Here is a 19,908-nt window from a genome sequence, read left to right on the forward strand (position 1 = left end):
GCTGACGGAGCTGCCCATGCCCGGACGGACTGCCTTGGAAGAAGGCTATCAGAGCCTACTCGGATTGTGTGATCGCCTCGAGGCGATTGCCGACTCCCTGCCGCGCCGCATCGATGCGGCCGCTTGCAGCGAGATTGCAGAGAAGTTGCCATCGACGCTGCTGGCCGTGCACAGGCTTGAGGATCAGATCCTGTTTCCAGCCATCATGGCGGCAAGAAGCCCCAACGACGGACAGAGGCTGATCGAGCGTTTGCGCGACGAGCACCGGCATGACGGAAAACTGGCCGAGCAAGTCGCCCGCGTCCTCCATGAACTGCTTCACACGCGCTGCCCGCACAGCTGGGAGGCGATCGGCTACATGCTGCGCGCCTTTTTCGAAACCGTCCGGCGCCATATCGCGACAGAACGGTTGCTCCTTGCTGAGAGGATCTGAGGCCCAGTGATGTACAATTTTCTCGCGGCATTCGCAGTTTTCCTTGCCCTTCATATGGTGCCGGCATTGCCGACGCTGCGTCAGCGGCTGATCACACTATTGGGGCGGCGGACCTATTTCACCGTCTATTCGCTGCTGTCGATCGTCGCGCTCATCTGGGTTTTTCAGGCAGCGCTTGCGCTCGATTTCATCCCGCTCTGGGAGCCGGCCCCGTGGCAGGCGTGGACGACATTCGTCCTCGCGCCACTCGGGCTCTTCCTCGTTCTCGCCGGCCTGTTCAGTGAGAACCCGCTGTCGATCTCCATTTACCAAAGCAACGCCCGGAAGGGTGCGATCGTCAGCGTCACACGTCACCCGGTGCTTTGGGGCTTCCTGCTGTGGGCTCTCGGCCATGTCGTCACCAATGGCGATCTGCGCTCTCTGGTGCTCTTCGGCGGCTTCGCGCTTTTTGCCCTCGGCGGTTTCCTCATGGTGGAAAAGCGTGTGCGGCGCCGCCTGGCGGACAATTGGTCGATTGCCCAGCAAGGCACCTCGATTTGGCCCTTTGTCGCGATATTGAAAGGTCAGGCGTGCCTGCGCCTCGATCCGGTGATGATCCTGTCAGCCTTCGCGACCGCGGCGATCACGTTCTGGCTGCTCGCCGGTGGCCACTACGTTATGTTCGGGGCAGATCCGCTGTTGCAGGCGTTGCCTTTCGACTGAACCTCCCCCTGCCAGGCGGTCGCAAGCGGGCCGATCGGCAGCGCGAGGAGATCGATCGCCCTTGCGGCGAGATGATCGATGATTGCCTCGACGCTATCAGGCCGATTGTAGAACGCCGGCACCGGCGGCATGACGATCGCTCCCATCTCGGTCACCGCACACATGTTGCGCAAGTGGCCGAGATGCAGCGGCGTTTCGCGCGCCATCAGCACCAGACGACGGCGTTCCTTCAGGTGCACGTCCGCGGCGCGAACGATGAGATTGTCGGCAAGCCCGTTGGCGATCGCAGCAAGCGTGCGCATCGAACAGGGCGCGACGATCATGCCGGCGGTCGGAAACGACCCGCTGGCGATCGCAGCGCCGATATCGTCATGCTCATAGGTCCGGTCCGCCTTCTCCAGCAACCGCAACAGCGCATGTCCGCCAACCTCATGGGCAAGTGTGCGATGGGCCGACGGCGATAGCACCAGATGCATCTCCACTTCCTCGATCTGTGCAAGCCGCTCGGCAATGCGCAACGGTATGGCAGCGCCCGACGCACCGGTGATGCCGACGACAATTCGGTGCCTGCTCATGATGCTTTCCTTTCAAGCCCAAGATCGGCCCAGATGGCATCCACCTGGCTGATGACATCGGGTGTCATATCGAGGACGCGTCCCCATTCCCGATCGGTCTCGGAACCGATCTTGGCGGTGGCATCCAGCCCGAGCTTGCCGCCGAGACCGGAGCGCGGCGACGCAAAATCGAGATAGTCGATCGGTGTGTCGGCAATGATGGTGACGTCGCGGCTGGCATCGAAGCGGGTCGCCAGCGCCCACATGACGTCGGGCCAGTGGCGGACGTTGATATCCGGGTCGACTGCGATGATCAGCTTGGTGTAACTGAACTGAGGCAGCATCGACCACAGACCCATCATCAGGCGTTTCGCCTGTCCCGGGTAACGCTTGTCGATCGCGACCACCATAGCGCGATAGGAACAGGCTTCCGGCGGCAGCCAGAGATCGGTGATCTCGGGGAACTGTTTCTTGGCGAGCGGAATGAACAATGTGTTCATTGCCTCGCCGAGCCTTGCAGGCTCGTCCGGCGGGCGGCCGGTGTAGGTGGAGAGATAATAGGGGGCACGGCGCGTCGTGATGGCAGAAAGCGTCATGACCGGAAACGGCTCGACCGAATTGTAGTAGCCGGTATGGTCACCATAGGGGCCCTCGTCGGCGGTCTCGGTTGCCGACACCGTTCCCTCAAGCACGATCTCGGCATTTGCCGGCACGGCCAGCGGCACCGATGTGGCGGCGACTAATTGCGTTCGGCTGCGCCGCAGCAATCCGGCAAAGTTGAGCTCGCTCAGCCCCTCCGGCAGCGGCATGACCGAAGCGAGGATCGTCGCAGGATCGGCGCCGATTGCTACGGCAACCGGCATGTCGCGCCCCTGGCGCTGCCACAGGCGATGGTGTCGCGCGCCGCCGCGATGGGCAAGCCAGCGCAGGATCACTCGATCCCGGCCAAGCACCTGCATACGATAGATGCCGACATTGACATCACGCGGATCGTCCGGTGCGCGGGTGATCACCAGTGGCCAGGTGATCAGCGGTGCGGGTTCGCCCGGCCAGCACCATTGGATCGGCAGAAGGCCAAGGTCGATGTTCGTACCGCGCCAGACGATGTCCTGACACGGTGCTGATGTCACATGTTTCGGCCGCATGTAGAGCGCCGAGCGCAACAGCGGCAGCCGGTCCCAGGCGTCGCGCAGCGATCCCGGCGCCCGCGGGTCTCGCAGTTCCGCCAGGTCTCGCGCAAGCCCGGTCAGCCCGCCGGCCGTCAGTCCGAAACCACGTTCGATCCGACGCTCGGTGCCAAAGAGATTGGCCAAGAGCGGGATGTCGTGGACGCGCCCTGACGCATCGACCGGCCGCTCGAAGAGCAAAGCCGGGCCCTGATCTGCCAGAATGCGCCGGTGGATCTCCGTCACTTCGTGCACCAGGGACACGGGACGGGAGATACGCTTCAGCTCCCCCTCGCGCTCCAGCGCACAGGCAAAACCCTGAAGCGAGACGAAACCCTTGGCGGGAAGGAAGCTCTTGTTCATACCGCCTCTTACGGGCGGCAAATGCCCGATGTCTTTGACGTGGGACAAACAGCGGTGGCGACGCGCCGACTAGCATGCGGCCATTCTTTGCTCCGTTTTCATGCAGGCAGCCCATGACCCTACCCTTTGCGATGACCGTGCCGCTCCGGATCGTACCAATCCCCCTCTTAGAACACGCCGCGCGGCTCGTCTTTGCCCAGGTCGTCGAGCAGCATCCGGATCTCTTCGACCGGCTCGGGGAACACGCCGGCAAACGCTATGCCTTCGTCCCGACGGACCTTCCGGTAAGCTTTCTGGTCGAGCCGGCCGCCCGGCGCATCTCTGTTCACCGCGCTGCCCATCTGCCGGCCGCTGACGCCTGCATGGGCGGCAAGTTCGTGCTGCTTCTGGCGTTGCTCGAGGGCCAGATCGACGGCGATGCGGTGTTCTTTTCCAGAAGCCTGACGATAACGGGCGACATGGAAGCCATGTTGGCGCTGCGCAACGCGCTCGACGACTGCAATATCGACCTGCCCGCAGATATCGCCCGCATGAGCGGGCCGTTCGCGCCTTTGGTTCGGCGCGCGGCATCTGAGATCAGGACACGCGCATTGTCCGGGGAGGCAGCCAGATGGAACTGATCTGTCCGGCAGGCACGCCGGCTGCCTTTCGCGAGGCCGTCGATGCCGGTGCCGATGCGGTCTATTGCGGCTTTCGCGACGAGACCAATGCACGCAACTTTCCCGGCCTGAACTTTTCGCGCGACGAGCTGAAGACGGCGATCGCCTATGCGCGCCGGCACAAGGTGATGACCTTCGTTGCCATCAACACCTTCATGCGGGCTGGCCACGAAAAGCTCTGGCATGACGCCGTCGACGATGCCGTGCGTCTGGGGGCCGATGCCGTGATCCTCGCCGACTTCGGATTGATGGCCTACACCGCCGAGCGCCACCCTCAGCAGCGGCTACACGTCTCGGTCCAGGCTTCCGCCTCCAACGCCGATGCCGTCAAATTCCTGGTCGAAACCTTCGGAGCGAAGCGCGTCGTGCTTCCGCGTATTCTGACCATTCCGGATATTGCCCGCCTTGCACGCCAGATCAGCTGCGAGATCGAGGTCTTTGTTTTCGGCGGGCTTTGCGTGATGGCAGAAGGCCGCTGCTCGCTGTCGTCCTATGCCACTGGCAAATCGCCCAACATGAACGGAGTCTGTTCGCCGGCAAGCCACGTTCGTTACCGCGAGGATGGCAGCGAACTGGTGTCGGAGCTGGGCGACTACACCATCAACCGATTTCCGGCCGGCGAGGCTGCCGGCTATCCGACGCTCTGCAAGGGACGTTTCGACATTGCCGAGGAGCGTGGCTACGCCTTCGAGGATCCGGTTTCTCTCGATGTCATGGATCATATCGATGCCTTGCGCGATGCCGGCGTCGGCGCACTTAAGATCGAGGGTCGCCAGCGCGGCAAGGCCTATGTCGCCGAGGTTGTTTCAATCATGCGCCGCGCCGTCGCTGCCGATGCGGCCGAAAGGCCCGCCTTGTTGTCACGACTTAGGCGGCTCAGCGAAGGACAGAAGACGACGTCGGGCGCCTATGAAAAGCGGTGGAGGTAACGACATGTCCGCAACAACCCACCCCTCGCTCAGCCTCGGCCCGGTGCTTTACCTCTGGGACGGACCCAAATGGCGCGACTTCTATTTCCGTATCGCCGACGAAGGCCCGGTTGATCATGTCACCCTCGGCGAGGCGGTCTGCTCGAAGCGCCTGCATTTCATCGAGCCGCATGTCGCGGAAGTAATCGAACGGCTGGAAGGCGCCGGCAAGAAGGTCAGCCTTGCCTCGCTTGCACTCGTCACCCTGGAGCGCGAGAGCCAACTCGTGCGCGGTCTGGTGCGCGACAGCATCCACCCGATCGAGGCCAACGATCTGTCCGCGCTCGGGCTCCTTGCCGGCAAACCGCATTCGATCGGACCTCTGATCAACGTCTACAACGGTGCCACCGCGAGACTGCTGGCGTCACGCGGTGCGACCAGCATCTGCCTGCCGCCGGAGTTGCCCATGGCATCAGTGCGCGACATCGTTCGCGATGCGCCTGATGTCGAATTTGAAATCTTCGGCTTTGGCCGCGTGCCGCTGGCAATCTCGGCGCGCTGCGCCCACGCCCGCTCCAAGGGGCTGGTCAAGGACAACTGCCAGTTCATCTGCGGCGAAGACAGCGACGGCCTCATTGTCGAGACGCTCGATCGCCAGCCGTTCCTCACGCTCAATGGGGTCCAGACCCTGTCGCACACCTGCCAGAGCCTGCTGCAGGAGCTTGCCGAACTGCCGGCCGTCGGCATCAGCCGAGTCCGGCTGTCGCCGCAGGACTGCGACATGGTGACGGTCGCCCGTATCTATGAGGATGTTGCAACCGGGCGGATCTCGGCCACAGAGGGGCTCGAACGGCTGGCGATCGCCTATCCCGGCGTGCCGTTGTCGAACGGCTTTCACCATGGTCAATCCGGCGCGTCGTGGATCTCAGCCCCGACCGGCTCACCCTAGGGAGGCGCGCATTGGCAGCTGCGTTGATCCACGCGGCCATGGTGCCGACACACGATGCCAACATCGCTGACTTCGTTGGCAGCATCCGCCGTCTGATCGATCACGCCACGCTCGTTTGAATTTGCCGGAAGAAAATCGATCAATTGCTCCAGCAGGTCGTGAGGCTTCCCCCCGACCGACTGCCTGAGCGAGCCGGTTGACGATCGGCATGCTCAGGCTGCTTGGTCGTGGGCTCGGCGCAACCGATTACTCTCCCGATCCCGTTTCTATCCGCTTCTCGGCGGGCGCTGCGGTCTCGTCGCTCAAGCCGTTCTTGAAGCTGCGAATGCCCTTGGCGACGTCGCCCATCAACTCCGGGATCTTGCCGCGCCCGAACAACAGCAACACGACTGCCAGCACGATCACCCAATGCCAGACACTAAAAGATCCCATATCGTTGTTTCCCTGATCCAATGAACCGTTACAATGCCGCGCGGCGATGGCGCCGCTGGCGACAATCGGGAAGCTAGCGGGCCATGAGGCACCGGTCTTTGTCAGGTCGCAAACATTCAAAGCGCGCGGCGCTCGTTCACCAGTCAGTCCGATCTGGTGGTCATTGGCGCTAAACCGCTACCAGAGATTGCCGGCCCGGTGGCATCCTTGTGTCGCCGACGGCGCATCCCGACGAGAAGCGAGCCAAGGCACTGCGCGCAATCGCCGGACTGTTCGACGCGGGGCAACTTCGGACGGATGTCGGCACTGTCCAACCGCTCAAGGAGGCACGGGCTGAGCATTGGTCGGCGCGCGCCCAAGTGAAGAATCAGGATAACCAGTCGTCCATCGGCTGCGCTTCGCCAGTCGCCGACTGCACTTCATCCAGAGCATAGGCATGAATATAGTCGATCTGCATTTCCGCTCCGTCGCCGAAGTCTGCGTTCGGTTCCCCCGCTGCCCCTCCCACCGCCAGATTGACCACCATGTACATGGGGTCGTGCATGTCCGCGGGCGTATCGGCACGCGCCACGGCGACGTCGTCGTAATACCAAACGATTTCATCCTCTTCCCATAGCACGCCGTAGGTGTGAAACCCTTCGGTACTGGCGACCTTGACTGCGGTCGTCTCGCTTGTCTGTTCGCCGGTCTCGTTGCTGTGAACGGTTACGTTGACAATGTTCGGTTGCTGCCCCCGCATCTCGACAACATCGAGTTCGGGGGGCCAGGAGCCATCTGCCGGCAACAGCCAGAACGCCGGCCAAGTGCCGGTTTCGGTCGGCATGTCCGCTCTGATTTCGAAATAGCCGTAGGTCTGCGCAAAGGTCGAGTACGTCGTCAGCATTCCGGACGTGTATTCGTACCCATCGATCTCTGATTCCAGTGCATCCGGCGTCGGCTCTGCCTTAATCGTCAGCACGCCATCTTCGACCGAAAATGGATTGATGGCAGCGGTCTCCGCATGGTCAGGATTGATGTACCACTGCAGTTCGCCGTTGCTGGCCAAGGTTCCGCCTTTTTCAGGCGCCCACCAGAACTTTGCATCCCATACGCCCTGATCGCCATCATGAAGGGAGAGGCTGTCAAACTCGTCGGCAAAACTCAGCGCAAGGTTTGAGCGATCGAGACTAAGCTGAAATTGCTCCGGCGCGAGATCGGCCACGGTCGTGTCAGCAAACAGCAAGCTCTCGCCGTCGCCGAGGTTCAGCCTCAAATCCGTGCCTTCCTGTGTCGCAAGGCTGGTGACCTGCTGGAAGCTTGTGAGATCGTAACCATTCAGCCGGACCGTATCGGAACTGTCGAAGTCGGCAATCAGATCGCTGCCGCCACCTCGGCCGACGACGAAGATGTCCGCGCCGCTGCCGCCGACCAGAATGTCGTTGCCGCCGCCGCCGTCGATCGTCTGGCTACCGGAAGCCCCCGAGATAATATTGTCGGCGTTGTTGCCGAAAGCATGCCGGCCGCTGCCGGTGACGGTCAGGTTTTCGAAATTCTCAGGCAAGGTATAGCTCATCCAGGTGTTGATGGTATCAACACCAGCTCCAGCCGTCTCCATGGCACGGTTGATGCCCGAATAGAGGTAGTAAATGTCGTCACCCTTCCCGCCCGCCATGGTGACATCGACGGAGCCATCGCCCCAGATCGAGTCGTTTGCCTCAGTGCCGTAAAGCACAGGCCCCGATCCCGTCGCAGAGAACCACGCAGTCGATGCTCCACTGTAAAAAAGCGGGGTGCCTACGGCGTTGACGATCGATTTTGGCATATGGTCAGCTCCTTCGTTTCCTCCCGAAGGCAAGCTAACATCGCTCGGCAGACGGTGGCACCGCCTGCATTTATGGGTTTTTGATGTGAATTGCGGCGCTGGAAAACGCAGGTGATCGGGATGATCTCAACGCTTTGCCGCAGTAAATGACACGACCCAGGTCACATCGCTGCAAACAGAATTTTGTCGCGTATTGAAAGGCTTAGAGGGAAATCCTGCCACATCCTCAGAGATCTTGCATGAACGCAAAGGTGTGTTCCGGTGTGCATGTGTGGATGCTCCCGGTTACGCAAGTAGGCTTCGAAGCATGCTGCCGAAATTGTCCGATTCGGAACCGCACGTGGCGCCTTGGATGCTCGGCAACGGCGACGGCGCCATCCGAAAAGCGGCACCGAAGCACCGGTTCGGGTGTGCTGGAGAACGAATTTCCGTTCGTGACGATCGCAAGCAACTCGTATCGTTGCCGCCGCCTACTGCATATTTTTATCCTTAAATCGCATTCGACTTAAGGATAAAAATATGCAGTAATTCAAAGTCCTACAGCGACCTTTGCACGTCTAATAAGAACGCGCGATGGGTGGCTGCGGCATAAACGATCTTGTCGCCTCGCTAAACAGCTGGTCGCGAACTACCTTGGACGATGAGGCGCTTGACCGCTCCGGAAACTCATTCACGTCGATATGGATGCGTTCTGGGCCTCAGTCGAAGAGCAAGACAATCCGGGACTGCGTCGCAAACCTGCGGCCGCCTGCTTTAAAGCAGCAGAGAACGCCTCAGGGGCGATACCATCGGCGCGCAGAACCTGCCTGATAAGTGGATCTCTCAGAACTTCGGATATCGTCATGTCCGTCGTCATCACGTTTCTCCTCCACAGATCCGCGGATGAAATTTACCTCATCGGCGTCAGCTCGAATGTTCCACTGGTAACAGGAGAGAGCGGGACAACGTCGCGATCTAAATGGCGTACCACTCCGGCGTGACGCGCGCTTGGATCCACAGGTCGATCCGCCCCATCGGCAGAGTGCAGCCCTTGCCGACTGCCGCGACCGCTCATTGGTCAAGACAATCGAACGTCCGGCGCAATGTTCTGTGTTCTCCGGGTCGTAGACGCGTTTGATCTTCTGAAGTCTCGAATAGGTTTCAGCGCCGAGAGCATTGCGAACCAGGTTGTCACCCTCGCCGAGCCCGGGAAAATTCAGGTAGAGGCGACCCGTGGAATGTGGCTGCATGTCCTGCCATGCATTGCGAACCCAACTGATGTTCGCGTCATCATCTGACGGATCGGACCAGATCGCATCAAGGCTCAACATGTAAGGTATGTTGCGATCGCCGAAGGCAGTGGCATCGGAAGCAACGCGCTGCATGGCTCCGCCAAATTTCCAGATCGACGCGTAGGTCATCTCGGAGGGTCGTTTAATCAGGCGCTCGATGATCGCGCCGATGACATCGTCACCAAGGCCCGAAAGGTAGGTCGATTTCCAGTAGCAGCGGTCACGCCCCTTGGGGAACAATCCGTCATAAATGGACTGGAGCTCGCGATAGGGCATCTGACCACTGAAATCGAGTAACGGCTCACCAAGAGCGCGCAACGGCTGCATGACGCGCTCCCCTTTTTCAGCGGGACCGTCATAAACAGTGGCAAGCGTTATCACTCGCCTGCCCCATGTCTGTTCCGGATAGGCCTGATCACTCGGTATGGTGGAGAATTCGGCGAGACCACTGACTTCGTCAGGGGCTGAAGCCATATGGTCGCGCCACTGTGGGATGACGTCGACGGCGTGCTCTTCCGGATAGGCAGGCGCGCAGAACATCACCGGATCGGCGATTTCGTGAAGACGAAGCTCGAAGTTCACGACGATGCCAAAATTCCCGCCGCCGCCCTTTAGCGCCCAAAGCAAGTCGATATTCTCGACTTCGCTGGCGCGGATGAGCCTGCCATCACCGGTGACCACATCGGCAGCAATGAGATTGTCGCAGCTCAGGCCATGGGTGCCGCGCAACCAGCCAATGCCGCCCGAAAGAGTGAGCCCGGCCACGCCTGTCATCGAAATCAGTCCGCCCGGCGTGGCCGCCGAAAAGGCGTGGTCGCCGCATCGACATCGCCCCATGTCGCCCCGCCTTCGATCAGCACACGGTCGAGCCCAGGCGCGATGTGGACGGCATTCATGGGCGACATATCGATCATCAGACCATCATCGCAAACGGCGTAGCCGGCGACATTGTGCCCGCCGCTGCGAACGGCGATGGTGAGCCGATGCGTCCGCGCATGGTTTACCGCTGCGATGACGTCGGCAGCATTGCGGCATCTGGCAATCAAGGCAGGCCGCCGATCGATCAGCCCGTTCCAAACCACTCGAGCAGCGTCATAAGCCGAAGTTCCGGGCTCGAGCAGCTCGCCACGCAGTACACTGCGGAGCACATCATGGGACATGTCGAGACCTCCTCTTGGCTGAAAGAGCCTAGTCGCGTTCGACGCTTGGTACTAAAGTCGAAAATGCTGGAAGGCGGTCATTTCTGCCATGCTTGATCAGGACAGCCCTATCAATGTAGCACTTCTCGCGGTGCCCGAAGTCACGGCCTCCGCCTTGTTCGGAATGTTCGATCTGTTTTCATCTCCCGGCCGCGACTGGCCGTTCATCGTCAAGGGTGAAGCGGGACAACAGCGCATGCGCCCCTATGTCGTTGCCCGTTCACACAGTGGTTTTCGCGCCGCCAACGGCATTTGGGTCAAACCAGACTTCGCATTCGGCGACTCCCCTCCACCGCAGATCGTGTGCATTCCGGATTTTTTCATCAATCCGGGCGACAGCGTCGCAGGGCTGTATGAGCCTGAAGCAAGATGGCTAAGGCGAACGCATGAGGATGGCGCGTTGCTGGCCAGTGCCTGTTCCGGTGCCGTCCTGCTCGGCGAGGCGGGACTGCTCATCAATTGCGAAGCGACGATCCACTGGGGCTATGTCACGACCCTTTCCAACAATTACCCTGGTGTCAGGGTGCGCCTGGATCGGTCACTGGTCCTGAGTGGTGAGGCGCAGCGCATCGTTATGGCGGGGGGCGGGTCAAGCTGGCAGGATCTCGCTCTCTACCTCATTGCGCGGTTCGTCGGCCTCAAGGAGGCGATGGAAGTGGCCAAGGTCTACATGCTGCAATGGCATGACCTGGGGCAGCAGCCATTTGCGTCACTCATGAGCCTCCGCCAGACGGTCGACGCGGTGATCAACTCCTGCCAAAAGTGGCTCGCGCTGAACTACAAGACCCGCGCGCCCGTTGCCGCAATGGTGGCTCTTTCCGGGCTGTCGGAACGCTCGTTCATCCGCCGCTTCACCAAAGCGACAGGTATGACGCCGCTGGCCTACGCACACGCGCTTCGTATCGAAGAAGCAAAGCAGATGCTGGAAACAACCGACCTGACGATCGAGGCGATCGCCAACGAAACAGGCTATGAGGACGCAAGCTTCTTCAGCCGCCTGTTCCACCGTGAAACGGGCCTGACCGCCGCGCATTATCGCCTCAGATTTGGCTCGCTGCGCCAAGCCTTGAAACATACCTGATTGGAGCCGCGTTTCGGCACAGCCGGCGACGATCGCCGATATCGATCTCGACCGAGAGGAACCGAAGGTGCCTTCGGTTCGCATATTTACCTATTGCCAGTTTCGGGCGAATACTTGCCTGCTGATAGGCACTACACCGGAGATCGGCAGAATAATGGATCGCATTGATGCAATGAAAGTGTTCGTGACCGCGATCGACGAGGGCAGCCTCGCAGGTGCTGCCCGTCGGCTGAAGCGCTCCCCGACGGCGGTCAGTCGCGCGCTGAGCTTCCTGGAAGCGCATGTGGGTGCCGAACTGCTGCATCGAACGACCCGCACACTCAAGCTCAGCGAGGCCGGCCAACGCTACGCGACTGCCTGTCGGCGGGTGCTGATCGATCTCGAGGAGGCCGACATGCTCGCCGGCGGTGAGCGTGCGGCTCCGCGTGGAACGCTGACCATTTCCGTGCCGCCGATCATAGGGGACGAGGTTATGCGTCCGATCCTGGATGATTTCCTCGACGTCCACCCGGCTGTTTCTGCCCGGCTGCTGCTGCTCGATCGGTTCGTCAACCTGGTGGACGAAGGCGTCGACATTGCGTTGCGTATTGGCCATCTGGCGGATTCGTCACATATTTCCACCCGATTGGGCGGTGATGTCAGGCGCGTGGTGGTCGCTTCTCCCCGCTATCTCGCCAATCATCCCGTCATCGAGGTGCCAGCCGACCTCACAAAGCACCAGATCATCGCCTTTACCAATTTCGGTCTCGATTCCTGGAACTTCACACCGGCAGAAGACTCGACCATTCCGCGGACGGTTCACTTCACGCCGAGATTGATCGTCAACAGCGTTCGGGCCGCCGCTGCTTCGGCCGTCGCGGGTAGAGGCGTAGCCAGGCTCTATTCCTATCATGTCGCTGAACATGTCAAAGACGGGCGACTGAAGATCGTCCTCGCCGACGCCGAGCACCCACCCCTGCCCGTTCATTTGCTCGCACCCCAGGGGCGCATGTCCGTGCCCAAGGTTCGAGCCTTTGTCGATTTCGCCACGCCACGTCTGCGCTCCGAATTTGCCCGACTGGCTGCAGAAGCAGGTACGCTCCCTTGATTATGCCGATATTCGAATGACTGACGTCCAACTTCTGACCATTCTCCCGATCTCAGGATAGATCTAAATCAATAGCACCAACGCCGAGGGCGTCGGGCGGGCGTCGATCAGACGGTCGCTGCCATTGAGAAAGGATCACATCATGAATACCGAACAGAAGGTCGTCATTATCACCGGCGCGTCACAAGGCATCGGCGCCGCCCTGGTTCGCGCCTACCGTGACCGAAACTTTCGCGTCATAGCCAGTTCCAGGTCGATCGCGGCCACGGCCGACCCGGACATTCTCGCCGTGCCCGGCGACATCAGCAGGCCGGAGACCGCCGAACGGATCGTCCGCGAAGGTATGGAGCGCTTCGGTCGCATCGACTCGCTTGTGAACAACGCCGGCGTGTTTCTTGCCAAGCCGTTCATTGAAATGACCCAGGAAGACTATGATCACAACCTCGGGGTCAATGTCGCCGGATTCTTCCACATTACCCAGCGTGCCGCGGCCGAAATGTTGAAGCAGGGCTCGGGCCACATTGTCAGCATCACCACAAGCCTGGTCAATCAGCCGATCGTCGGCCTGCCTTCAGCGCTTGCTTCCCTGACCAAGGGTGGGCTGAACGCGGTCACCCAGTCGCTTGCCATGGAATTCTCGAAGAGCGGGGTTCGCGTCAACGCGGTATCTCCAGGGGTTATCAAGACCCCCATGCACGCGCCCGAGACACACGCGGCCCTCTCTGCGCTGCATCCGGTTGGCCGGATGGGCGAAATCCGCGATATCGTCGACGCCGTACTCTATCTGGAGAACGCGAGCTTCGTCACCGGCGAGATCCTCCATGTCGATGGCGGCCAGAACGCCGGGCGCTGGTAACCTCATGGTGCTGGCTCGGGACGATCCCCGCGCCGGCCCACCAAATCCGATGATTTACCGAACCAACTCTCGGCAAGGAGACTGCAATGCCTATTGTCACCGTACAGGTTACCCGCGAAGGAACCACGCCCGGCCGCAATTCGGTGTCGGCGGAGGAAAAGGCGGCCATCATCAAGGGCGTCAGCGAGGTGCTGCTCAATGTTCTGCACAAGCCGCTTGAATCGACCTATGTCGTGATCGAAGAGGTCGATCTTGATAACTGGGGCTGGGGTGGGCTTCCGACGGCACAATACCGCACACTGCGTGCTGCCGCCGCCAAGTCCTGAAGCAGTTGGCCAACCGATTTCAACGGTCTCTGCCCAAACGTGTGGGCAGAGACCGTTGCGATAGTGGAAACGCCGGATTTCGTAGCGCAAAGCATGAACGTCGAATCTCTGTCAATCAACCTCGACGTTCGTCCATTTCTCCAACCATTTCAGGAAAACGCCTGCCATGCCGAATTCGACGGGCCTTGAGGTCTCGTAAGCACCGACCACCGGCAACACCGACGCCGCCAAGGCTAAGCTAACCCGATCTCAGCTCGTGTTCGATAAACAGCGGGCTTGCCTGTCCTACTCCCAATCCCGAGATACAAGCGTCGATCGACGCCTCGTCGGTATCGAAAGCGATGCTTCCGCCCCGAGGCTCGAACGTGAGCGCCGCAGAACTGCACCAGCACCGCCAAGACCATGCGTCTGCCGTGTCCAGCAAGATGGGCAAATCGAGGATGTCACTGGCCTCGAGCTGCCCCCTGCTTCCGGCTATCAATTTCGGCGAGCAGACCGCCATCGTCCTATCCAGCAGGAACGCCGATGACACTTCGCGAGCGTCGGCGCTTCGCCGATATGTGATGGTTAGGTCGGGCCTCTCAAGCGAGCCCAGCGCGAGCGATTGGATGACAAGATCGGCGGTCGGATTCTCCTGCCGGAACGATCCGATGAGTGGGATCAACCGTCGTTCAGGTTCATGTCAGGTTCGAATGGCCTGTTGCGAATGTCGGTAGACCTTCATCGCCTGCGATGAAGGTCATGACGCAAGGTATCAATCGGATTGCGACCCATGGCCAACAAGGCACAACACCTGCATCTTCGCTCCAGCGGGAAGGACGAAGTCTTTGCCCGCGACGACCAACAGGTCGGGGATTTCGCCTTCAACGCAACGGTTGCGGATGTGTTCGACGACATGGTCGGCCGCTCCGTTCCTTACTACGAGGAAATGCAGCGCATGGTGTGCGAGCTTGCGCGTGATTTCGCGCAACCCGACACCAACGTCTATGACATCGGCTGCTCCACAGCCACGACCCTTCTAAGCCTCGACGGCGTCATCGAGCCGAGCGTTCGCTTCGTCGGCATCGACAATGCGCCCGACATGCTCGACAAGGCGCGCCAGAAGATAGACGCATCGGCACCCCGCAGGCAGATCGACCTCAAGGTCGCCGACCTCCATCAGGGCGTGGACATGGACAATGCGAGCGTCGTCACCATGTTGCTGACGCTGCAGTTCATTCGTCCGCTCTACCGCGAACGCGTTATGCGCATGATGTATCAAGCTCTCAACGATCGAGGCTGCCTGCTTCTCGTCGAGAAGCTGACGGGTGAAGATACGACCTTCAACCGGCTCTTCATCCAGCACTACTACGATTTCAAGCGGCGCAACGGCTACTCCGAGATCGAGATATCCAAGAAGCGCGAAGCCCTGGAGAATGTCTTGATCCCCTATCGCCTGGAGGAAAACCTGCAACTGCTGAAAGAAGTGGGCTTCCGCAGCGTCGAAGTCTTTTTCCGCTGGTACAATTTCTGCGGCATCGTCGCAGTCAAGTAGGGCGCCGACATGAAGACGCTGATGATACAGCTCGGTAATTTCTTCTTCCGGTACCGCAACCAGGTCTTCCCGGCCATCATCCTGGCACTATTCATCCTGGTGCCGCCGTCAACCGAAATGTGGGGCAGCGGGACAGCGAACCTGCTGAAGACCGCGGCCGCCATTGCTGTTGTTCTCGCCGGGCTGGCATTACGCACGGTCGTGGTGGGCTACGCCTACATTAAGCGCGGCGGGTTGAACAAGAGGGTCTACGCAAAGGACCTGGTCACCGAAGGCATGTTCGGCGTCTGCCGAAACCCGCTCTATGTGGGCAACATGCTCGTCTATACCGGCATTTTCCTGCTGCACGGCAATCCGCTGGTCATTGCGATTGGCGTTGGCCTGTTTGCCTTCATGTACCAATGCATCGTCTATGCCGAGGAAGTTTTCCTGGAGCAGAAGTTCGGCGAAGCCTATCGCGCCTATTGTCGAGACGTGCCGCGCTGGGCGCTGCGGCTTGAGAACTTCCGTCACTCGATCGACGGGATGTCATTCAATTTCAAACGCGTCGTCGCCAAGGATTATTCGACTGTCTCAGCCGCTCTGCTCGCCATCCTCGCAACGGAAATGTATCGGTTCGCCATCGCCGAGAACCTTGAGCACCGGCGATCCTATCTGCTTGTTCTCGCTGCCCTGATGGCGCTTGTCGGCATGGCGACCGCATTGGTCAGCCACTTCAAGAAGCACGGTGCGTTTCGCGAACCGAAGACATCGCTCTAAGGGCGCCGTCTGCCGTGGCACCCTGCCGGAGACGACGGCTTCCATCGCCTCCGCGCCTCTCAGGTTCATGTCAGAAATCCCGCAGCCTACGATCCACAACTCGGCGCCGTTTCGGCCTGAAAGGGAGCCATGGCTCATGAGCAATCCGACCGATCGAAAAACAATCGACTTGACGCATGCCTATGGGCGACAATAGGCAGAGGTTGTTTGGTGGCGGATGGTAGCTTGCGCGTTCTGCTTGTGGAAGACGATCAGGTCCTGGGGGAGGCGCTGCGTGATCACGTCGCCGCCGCGGGCCATGCCGTAGACTGGTTCTTAAGCGTCGTTGATGCGATGTCGGCAACGGGGACGGTCGAATACGGGCTTATCCTTCTCGACCTGAGATTGCCGGATGGAGATGGACTGTCATTGCTCCGGTCTTTACGCTCACGTCAGGATGCAACGCCGGTCATCATCCTGACAGCGCACGATCAAGTATCCGATCGGATCGAGGGACTTAACAGCGGGGCAGACGACTATCTCGTCAAACCCTTCGACCTCGACGAATTGACTGCGCGCATGCTGGCGGTATCGAGGCGCTATGCGGGCAAGCCAACCTCGACCATTCGCCTACCCGGGATCGAGATAGACCAGATCAACCGAAACGTGGTGGTAGACAATGAGGTCCAGCTCTTGAGCGCCCGCGAATGGGCCGTCCTGGACAAACTGGCGGCCAGACCCGGAGCAATTGTGTCCAAGGCACAGCTTCACGAGGAGCTTTACGCCTTCGGCGCCGAGATCGAAAGTAACACGGTCGAGGTCTACATCAGCCGGCTGCGAAAAAAGATCGGCCATGACCGCATCGAAACTGTTCGGGGTGTGGGCTACTGCATCAAGTGAGTGACCATGTTCCAGAAACCAAGCATGACCCGCAAGCTCGTCGTCGCGATCACAAGTGTCGTCGCGGTTTTCTGGCTCGTCGCCATGGGATTTGGCATCCTCATCATGCAGGACGAGTTTTCCGAGATTTTCGATAGCGGCATTCAGGAAACCGCCGAACGCCTGCTTCCGATCGTCATCGACGATCTGGCCGGGCGGGATGCGGGCGATGCGCTACGACGCCCGGCAGAAAAAGCAGCCAGCAACCGCGAATATCTTGTCTACCAGGTTCGCGGTCGGGACGGGCAGATCCTGTTGAAATCGAGGGATGCGCCTGCCGAGCCCTTCCCGGCCCCCCTCGAGGTCGGCTTCTCGCAGAACGATACGCACCGGATATACACGGCCGGGACCGCGGACGGCTCATTCTACATCCAAGTGGCGGACTCCCTCGACAATAGGCGCGAGGCTGCAATCGAGGGGGGAATGGCGCTCTTTTTCCCGATCCTGGCACTCATTCCCGCCAGCATCATTGCCATCATCCTCGTCGTCCGTATGACCCTGTCTCCAATTGAAGGGCTGCGCGACGATATCGGCACCAAGGATGGTGGCAACATGGTCCCGGTGGATGAAGCCGGGCTCCCGGTCGAGCTTCGCCCGATCGCCCGCTCCGTCAACTTGCTGCTGGATCGGCTGCGCGCCGCACTCGAATCCGAGCGGGAATTCACCGCCAACAGCGCACACGAGTTGCGCACACCGATTGCCGGCGCGCTGGCGCAGACCCAACGGCTGCTCGCGGAGGTGCCGCCTTCGCTTTCTGCCCGTGTCGGACAGATCGAACGATCGCTTCAACATCTGGGGCGGCTGGCGGAAAAACTGCTGCAGATGTCGCGCGCTGAAGCAGGCATCGGCGTGTCGGACGAAAAAACGGACCTCTTCCCGGTCCTGCAGGTTGTCATCGAAGACATCGGGCGATCTGCGTTGGGCGCGGGGCGCATCGTGCTTCATGCGCCAGATGAGGCGCGCCTCGAGCGGCAAATCCGCCCGGATGCCTTCGCGATCGTCGTGCGCAACCTGCTTGAGAATGCACTGGTCCACAGCCCGTCGGGCAGTGTCGTCGATGTCTATTTCGGCACTGATGGCATCCGCGTCGTCAATGAAAGCGCCGTCCTCGATCAACCGACATTGGCGGGCCTGACGAGACGGTTCACGCGCGGACCAACGCAAGCGGCCGGCTCTGGACTTGGGCTGTCGATCGTCAAGCGCTTCGTCGAGCAGATGAACGGCAGCCTGGCACTCCAATCTCCTGCGACCGGGAGGTTGGGCGGCTTCGAGGCCGCCGTGCGCCTTTAACCCAGCGGGAGCCCGCCTTGTCCAAGATCGCCGCGCTAACCGAACGGTTTTACAGACGCATGAGGGCGTATGGGCCGCTAGGCATCGCCGCCTTTGCACTGGCATCCGGAGGCGCCTTTGTCTTCATTAGGCTGACGAGCGAGGTGGTCGAGGGAGAAACGCGCGCGTTCGATGAGGCGATCCTGCGCGCGCTGCGCCAGCCCGGCAACCTCTCCGCTCCCATCGGGCCCGGATGGTTGACGCATGTGGTCACCGACATCACCAGCCTCGGTGGCACCACCGTACTGACCCTCGTCACTATCGTTACAGTCGGCTATCTGGTTCTCGCATCGCGTCGCGCCACCGGTATGTTCGTACTGCTCTCGGTTCTGGGTGGATGGTTGCTGAGCACGCTTCTGAAAATCGGGGTTGCGAGACCTCGACCCGACATCGTGCCCCACCTGGTCGATGTGCATGATCTCAGCTTTCCAAGCGGGCATGCGATGCTGTCTGCGGTTACCTATCTGACGTTGGGCCTGCTTCTCTCGCGGGTCCAATCGAACCGCGCCACGCGTCTCTACGTCATCGCCGTGGCCCTGGCGCTGACTTTGATGGTCGGATTGAGCCGGATATACCTCGGCGTTCACTATCCGACAGATGTATTTGGCGGTTGGTGTGCGGGTGCGACATGGGCAACGATCTGCTGGATGATCGCCAGGCGTTATCTGCCCCGCCCCGAGGAGAGTGCCGGTTAGAGCGCTTCCGATTTAAGCGGTGTGAAAGAAATGCTCCATCTCTTTGTTTCCAAACATTTCCTCACGGAACGTCGCTTGGCACTTTTCCTGGAAATGCCCTAACCGGCGAGGCCGAAGACCTTCTCCAACATCTCCCAGTTCTCATCCATTGCGTAGCTGGGGGAAAGGTAGGGGATCCCGATGTGCCCGAAGCGTATCGACAGCTGTTTTTCGGCGGTCTCTTCGTCGGCCTTGGCGATTTGCTGGAGATAGATGACCGAAGCAAGCCCCGTGCGGTCGGCGCCTGACCGGCAGTGAATGAGGGCCGGTTTGGGAACATCGCGCAGCAGCAATACGAGGTTCAAGGATTGATCGAGTGTCATCTCGTGGCTCGCGGACATCCCGAAGTCCACATGTTTCAGACCGAGCGCTGCGGCAGTTGCGACCTCATCGCGATACCAAGCCGCGCCGTTGTCGACACCACGAAGATTGACGATCGACCTAATGCCAAATCGCTTGGCGTAGTCGGCGATCTGCGCCGACGTCGGCTGGTTCGAACGGTAGAGCTCGCCCGGAACAACCTCGTGGAAGTTCCCGGAAAGCTGGATACCGCCGAGGTACCCTCCGATGATCAATGCGGCCGCGAGTGTCGCCCACAGGATTGGTCTTATGGATCCAAATTTCATCCAACCTGCTCCTTTTCGAGCACCATGGATGCAACCGCTGACATGAAGCTGAACGCCAATGTTGTCAATGTTCGCCTGCTGCGGCTGACCATTGGAAGCTGGAGACGGCGTCATCGCCGCTTGCGAAGAAATCCGTTCCGGCGTCTTCCGAAAGATCGCCGTCCAGCAGGACGATCAGGGGTCTCTCGAGGTCGAGACAAACCTCGAGAGACGCCATCGAT

The 19,908-nt window shown here is 60.4% G+C and carries 23 protein-coding genes and 1 pseudogene; 15 read left to right on the top strand and 9 right to left on the bottom strand.

The features are described 5' to 3' along the window. Positions 1-16 precede the first annotated feature (16 nt). Positions 17-433: a hemerythrin domain-containing protein gene (locus BKP54_RS00590; protein ID WP_025430213.1), complete on the top strand. Its 417-nt coding sequence runs from the start codon at positions 17-19 to the stop codon at positions 431-433. Between the two features lie 9 nt (positions 434-442). Continuing rightward, positions 443-1,135, top strand: a complete 693-nt coding sequence (locus BKP54_RS00595) for an NnrU family protein (RefSeq protein WP_025430214.1) — start codon at positions 443-445, stop codon at positions 1,133-1,135. Here the strand turns inward: BKP54_RS00595 and BKP54_RS00600 are convergent. Further along, positions 1,084-1,710 (bottom strand): UbiX family flavin prenyltransferase, encoded by a 627-nt coding sequence (locus BKP54_RS00600; RefSeq protein ID WP_025430215.1) that lies wholly within the window; start codon positions 1,708-1,710, stop codon positions 1,084-1,086. The two genes, BKP54_RS00595 and BKP54_RS00600, sit on opposite strands and share 52 nt — an antisense overlap. Then, positions 1,707-3,218, bottom strand: coding sequence for a UbiD family decarboxylase (locus tag BKP54_RS00605; protein WP_084814001.1), 1,512 nt, complete (start codon positions 3,216-3,218; stop codon positions 1,707-1,709). The genes BKP54_RS00600 and BKP54_RS00605 overlap by 4 nt, the downstream gene beginning before the upstream one ends. Positions 3,219-3,331: 113 nt before the next feature. Here BKP54_RS00605 and BKP54_RS00610 point away from each other — a divergent pair, with 113 nt between their 5' ends. The 3 genes from BKP54_RS00610 to BKP54_RS00620 are packed head-to-tail and all read left to right on the top strand — an operon-like array spanning position 3,332 to position 5,734. Then, complete coding sequence (locus BKP54_RS00610) at positions 3,332-3,838, top strand: SCP2 sterol-binding domain-containing protein (RefSeq protein WP_025430217.1); 507 nt, start codon at positions 3,332-3,334, stop codon at positions 3,836-3,838. Further along, positions 3,829-4,806: a peptidase U32 family protein gene (locus tag BKP54_RS00615; RefSeq protein ID WP_057217002.1), complete on the top strand. Its 978-nt coding sequence runs from the start codon at positions 3,829-3,831 to the stop codon at positions 4,804-4,806. The genes BKP54_RS00610 and BKP54_RS00615 overlap by 10 nt, the downstream gene beginning before the upstream one ends. A gap of 4 nt (positions 4,807-4,810) precedes the next feature. Continuing rightward, complete coding sequence (locus BKP54_RS00620) at positions 4,811-5,734, top strand: U32 family peptidase (RefSeq protein WP_057225867.1); 924 nt, start codon at positions 4,811-4,813, stop codon at positions 5,732-5,734. Between the two features lie 246 nt (positions 5,735-5,980). Here BKP54_RS00620 and BKP54_RS00625 read toward each other — a convergent pair whose 3' ends face one another. Together BKP54_RS00625 and BKP54_RS00630 are read right to left on the bottom strand one after the other, a co-directional pair. Then, positions 5,981-6,166 carry a twin-arginine translocase TatA/TatE family subunit gene (locus tag BKP54_RS00625; RefSeq protein WP_025430220.1) on the bottom strand — a complete coding sequence of 62 codons (186 nt, stop codon included), beginning with the start codon at positions 6,164-6,166 and terminating at the stop codon, positions 5,981-5,983. Positions 6,167-6,533: 367 nt separating this feature from the next. Next, positions 6,534-7,967 carry a family 16 glycosylhydrolase gene (locus BKP54_RS00630; RefSeq protein WP_057207209.1) on the bottom strand — a complete coding sequence of 478 codons (1,434 nt, stop codon included), beginning with the start codon at positions 7,965-7,967 and terminating at the stop codon, positions 6,534-6,536. 680 nt (positions 7,968-8,647) lie between these two features. On the opposite strand from BKP54_RS00630, the pseudogene BKP54_RS36305 reads away from it, so the two are divergent. Continuing rightward, positions 8,648-8,713: pseudogene (locus BKP54_RS36305) on the top strand (DNA polymerase IV); the annotation flags it as partial. Positions 8,714-8,740: 27 nt separating this feature from the next. On the opposite strand, the gene BKP54_RS37040 reads toward BKP54_RS36305, so the two are convergent. Both BKP54_RS37040 and BKP54_RS35990 read right to left on the bottom strand, forming a co-directional pair. Beyond that, positions 8,741-10,012: a BBE domain-containing protein gene (locus tag BKP54_RS37040; RefSeq protein WP_198956807.1), complete on the bottom strand. Its 1,272-nt coding sequence runs from the start codon at positions 10,010-10,012 to the stop codon at positions 8,741-8,743. Positions 10,013-10,017: 5 nt separating this feature from the next. After that, positions 10,018-10,398, bottom strand: a complete 381-nt coding sequence (locus tag BKP54_RS35990; protein WP_084814003.1) for an FAD-dependent oxidoreductase — start codon at positions 10,396-10,398, stop codon at positions 10,018-10,020. An 88-nt stretch (positions 10,399-10,486) separates the two neighbouring features. On the opposite strand from BKP54_RS35990, the gene BKP54_RS00650 reads away from it, so the two are divergent. From BKP54_RS00650 to BKP54_RS00665, 4 genes are all read left to right on the top strand, one after another. Next, on the top strand, positions 10,487-11,518 hold the full coding sequence (locus BKP54_RS00650; protein WP_084814004.1) for a helix-turn-helix domain-containing protein: 1,032 nt from the start codon (positions 10,487-10,489) through the stop codon (positions 11,516-11,518). 154 nt (positions 11,519-11,672) lie between these two features. Further along, positions 11,673-12,605, top strand: a complete 933-nt coding sequence (locus tag BKP54_RS00655) for a LysR family transcriptional regulator (protein WP_057207206.1) — start codon at positions 11,673-11,675, stop codon at positions 12,603-12,605. A 142-nt stretch (positions 12,606-12,747) separates the two neighbouring features. Then, positions 12,748-13,461, top strand: a complete 714-nt coding sequence (locus tag BKP54_RS00660; RefSeq protein ID WP_057207205.1) for an SDR family oxidoreductase — start codon at positions 12,748-12,750, stop codon at positions 13,459-13,461. Between the two features lie 86 nt (positions 13,462-13,547). Next, positions 13,548-13,787, top strand: a complete 240-nt coding sequence (locus BKP54_RS00665; RefSeq protein WP_057207204.1) for a 4-oxalocrotonate tautomerase family protein — start codon at positions 13,548-13,550, stop codon at positions 13,785-13,787. A gap of 238 nt (positions 13,788-14,025) precedes the next feature. Here the strand turns inward: BKP54_RS00665 and BKP54_RS00670 are convergent, their stop codons facing one another. Further along, complete coding sequence (locus BKP54_RS00670) at positions 14,026-14,451, bottom strand: LysR substrate-binding domain-containing protein (RefSeq protein WP_057207203.1); 426 nt, start codon at positions 14,449-14,451, stop codon at positions 14,026-14,028. 108 nt (positions 14,452-14,559) lie between these two features. On the opposite strand from BKP54_RS00670, the gene cmoA reads away from it, so the two are divergent. The 5 genes from cmoA (at position 14,560) to BKP54_RS00695 (ending at position 19,022) form a co-directional block, all read left to right on the top strand. After that, entirely contained in the window at positions 14,560-15,321 is a 762-nt protein-coding gene (gene cmoA, locus BKP54_RS00675; protein WP_057207202.1) for a carboxy-S-adenosyl-L-methionine synthase CmoA, read from the top strand. 9 nt (positions 15,322-15,330) lie between these two features. Then, positions 15,331-16,080, top strand: coding sequence for an isoprenylcysteine carboxylmethyltransferase family protein (locus tag BKP54_RS00680; protein WP_057220049.1), 750 nt, complete (start codon positions 15,331-15,333; stop codon positions 16,078-16,080). Positions 16,081-16,305: 225 nt separating this feature from the next. Next, positions 16,306-16,959, top strand: coding sequence for a response regulator transcription factor (locus BKP54_RS00685; RefSeq protein ID WP_057207331.1), 654 nt, complete (start codon positions 16,306-16,308; stop codon positions 16,957-16,959). Positions 16,960-16,965: 6 nt separating this feature from the next. Next, positions 16,966-18,288: a histidine kinase dimerization/phospho-acceptor domain-containing protein gene (locus BKP54_RS00690; RefSeq protein ID WP_084814249.1), complete on the top strand. Its 1,323-nt coding sequence runs from the start codon at positions 16,966-16,968 to the stop codon at positions 18,286-18,288. Positions 18,289-18,347: 59 nt separating this feature from the next. Then, on the top strand, positions 18,348-19,022 hold the full coding sequence (locus BKP54_RS00695; RefSeq protein WP_051509367.1) for a phosphatase PAP2 family protein: 675 nt from the start codon (positions 18,348-18,350) through the stop codon (positions 19,020-19,022). A gap of 98 nt (positions 19,023-19,120) precedes the next feature. On the opposite strand, the gene BKP54_RS00700 is transcribed toward BKP54_RS00695, so the two are convergent. Together BKP54_RS00700 and BKP54_RS35695 are read right to left on the bottom strand one after the other, a co-directional pair. Continuing rightward, positions 19,121-19,687 (bottom strand): tyrosine-protein phosphatase, encoded by a 567-nt coding sequence (locus BKP54_RS00700; RefSeq protein WP_057220050.1) that lies wholly within the window; start codon positions 19,685-19,687, stop codon positions 19,121-19,123. Between the two features lie 64 nt (positions 19,688-19,751). Further along, positions 19,752-19,904 carry a hypothetical protein gene (locus BKP54_RS35695; RefSeq protein WP_158071659.1) on the bottom strand — a complete coding sequence of 51 codons (153 nt, stop codon included), beginning with the start codon at positions 19,902-19,904 and terminating at the stop codon, positions 19,752-19,754. Positions 19,905-19,908 lie beyond the last annotated feature (4 nt).

It is taken from the genome of Ensifer sp. 1H6 (assembly GCF_001976035.1).
In the GTDB taxonomy this organism is placed as follows: domain Bacteria; phylum Pseudomonadota; class Alphaproteobacteria; order Rhizobiales; family Rhizobiaceae; genus Ensifer; species Ensifer canadensis.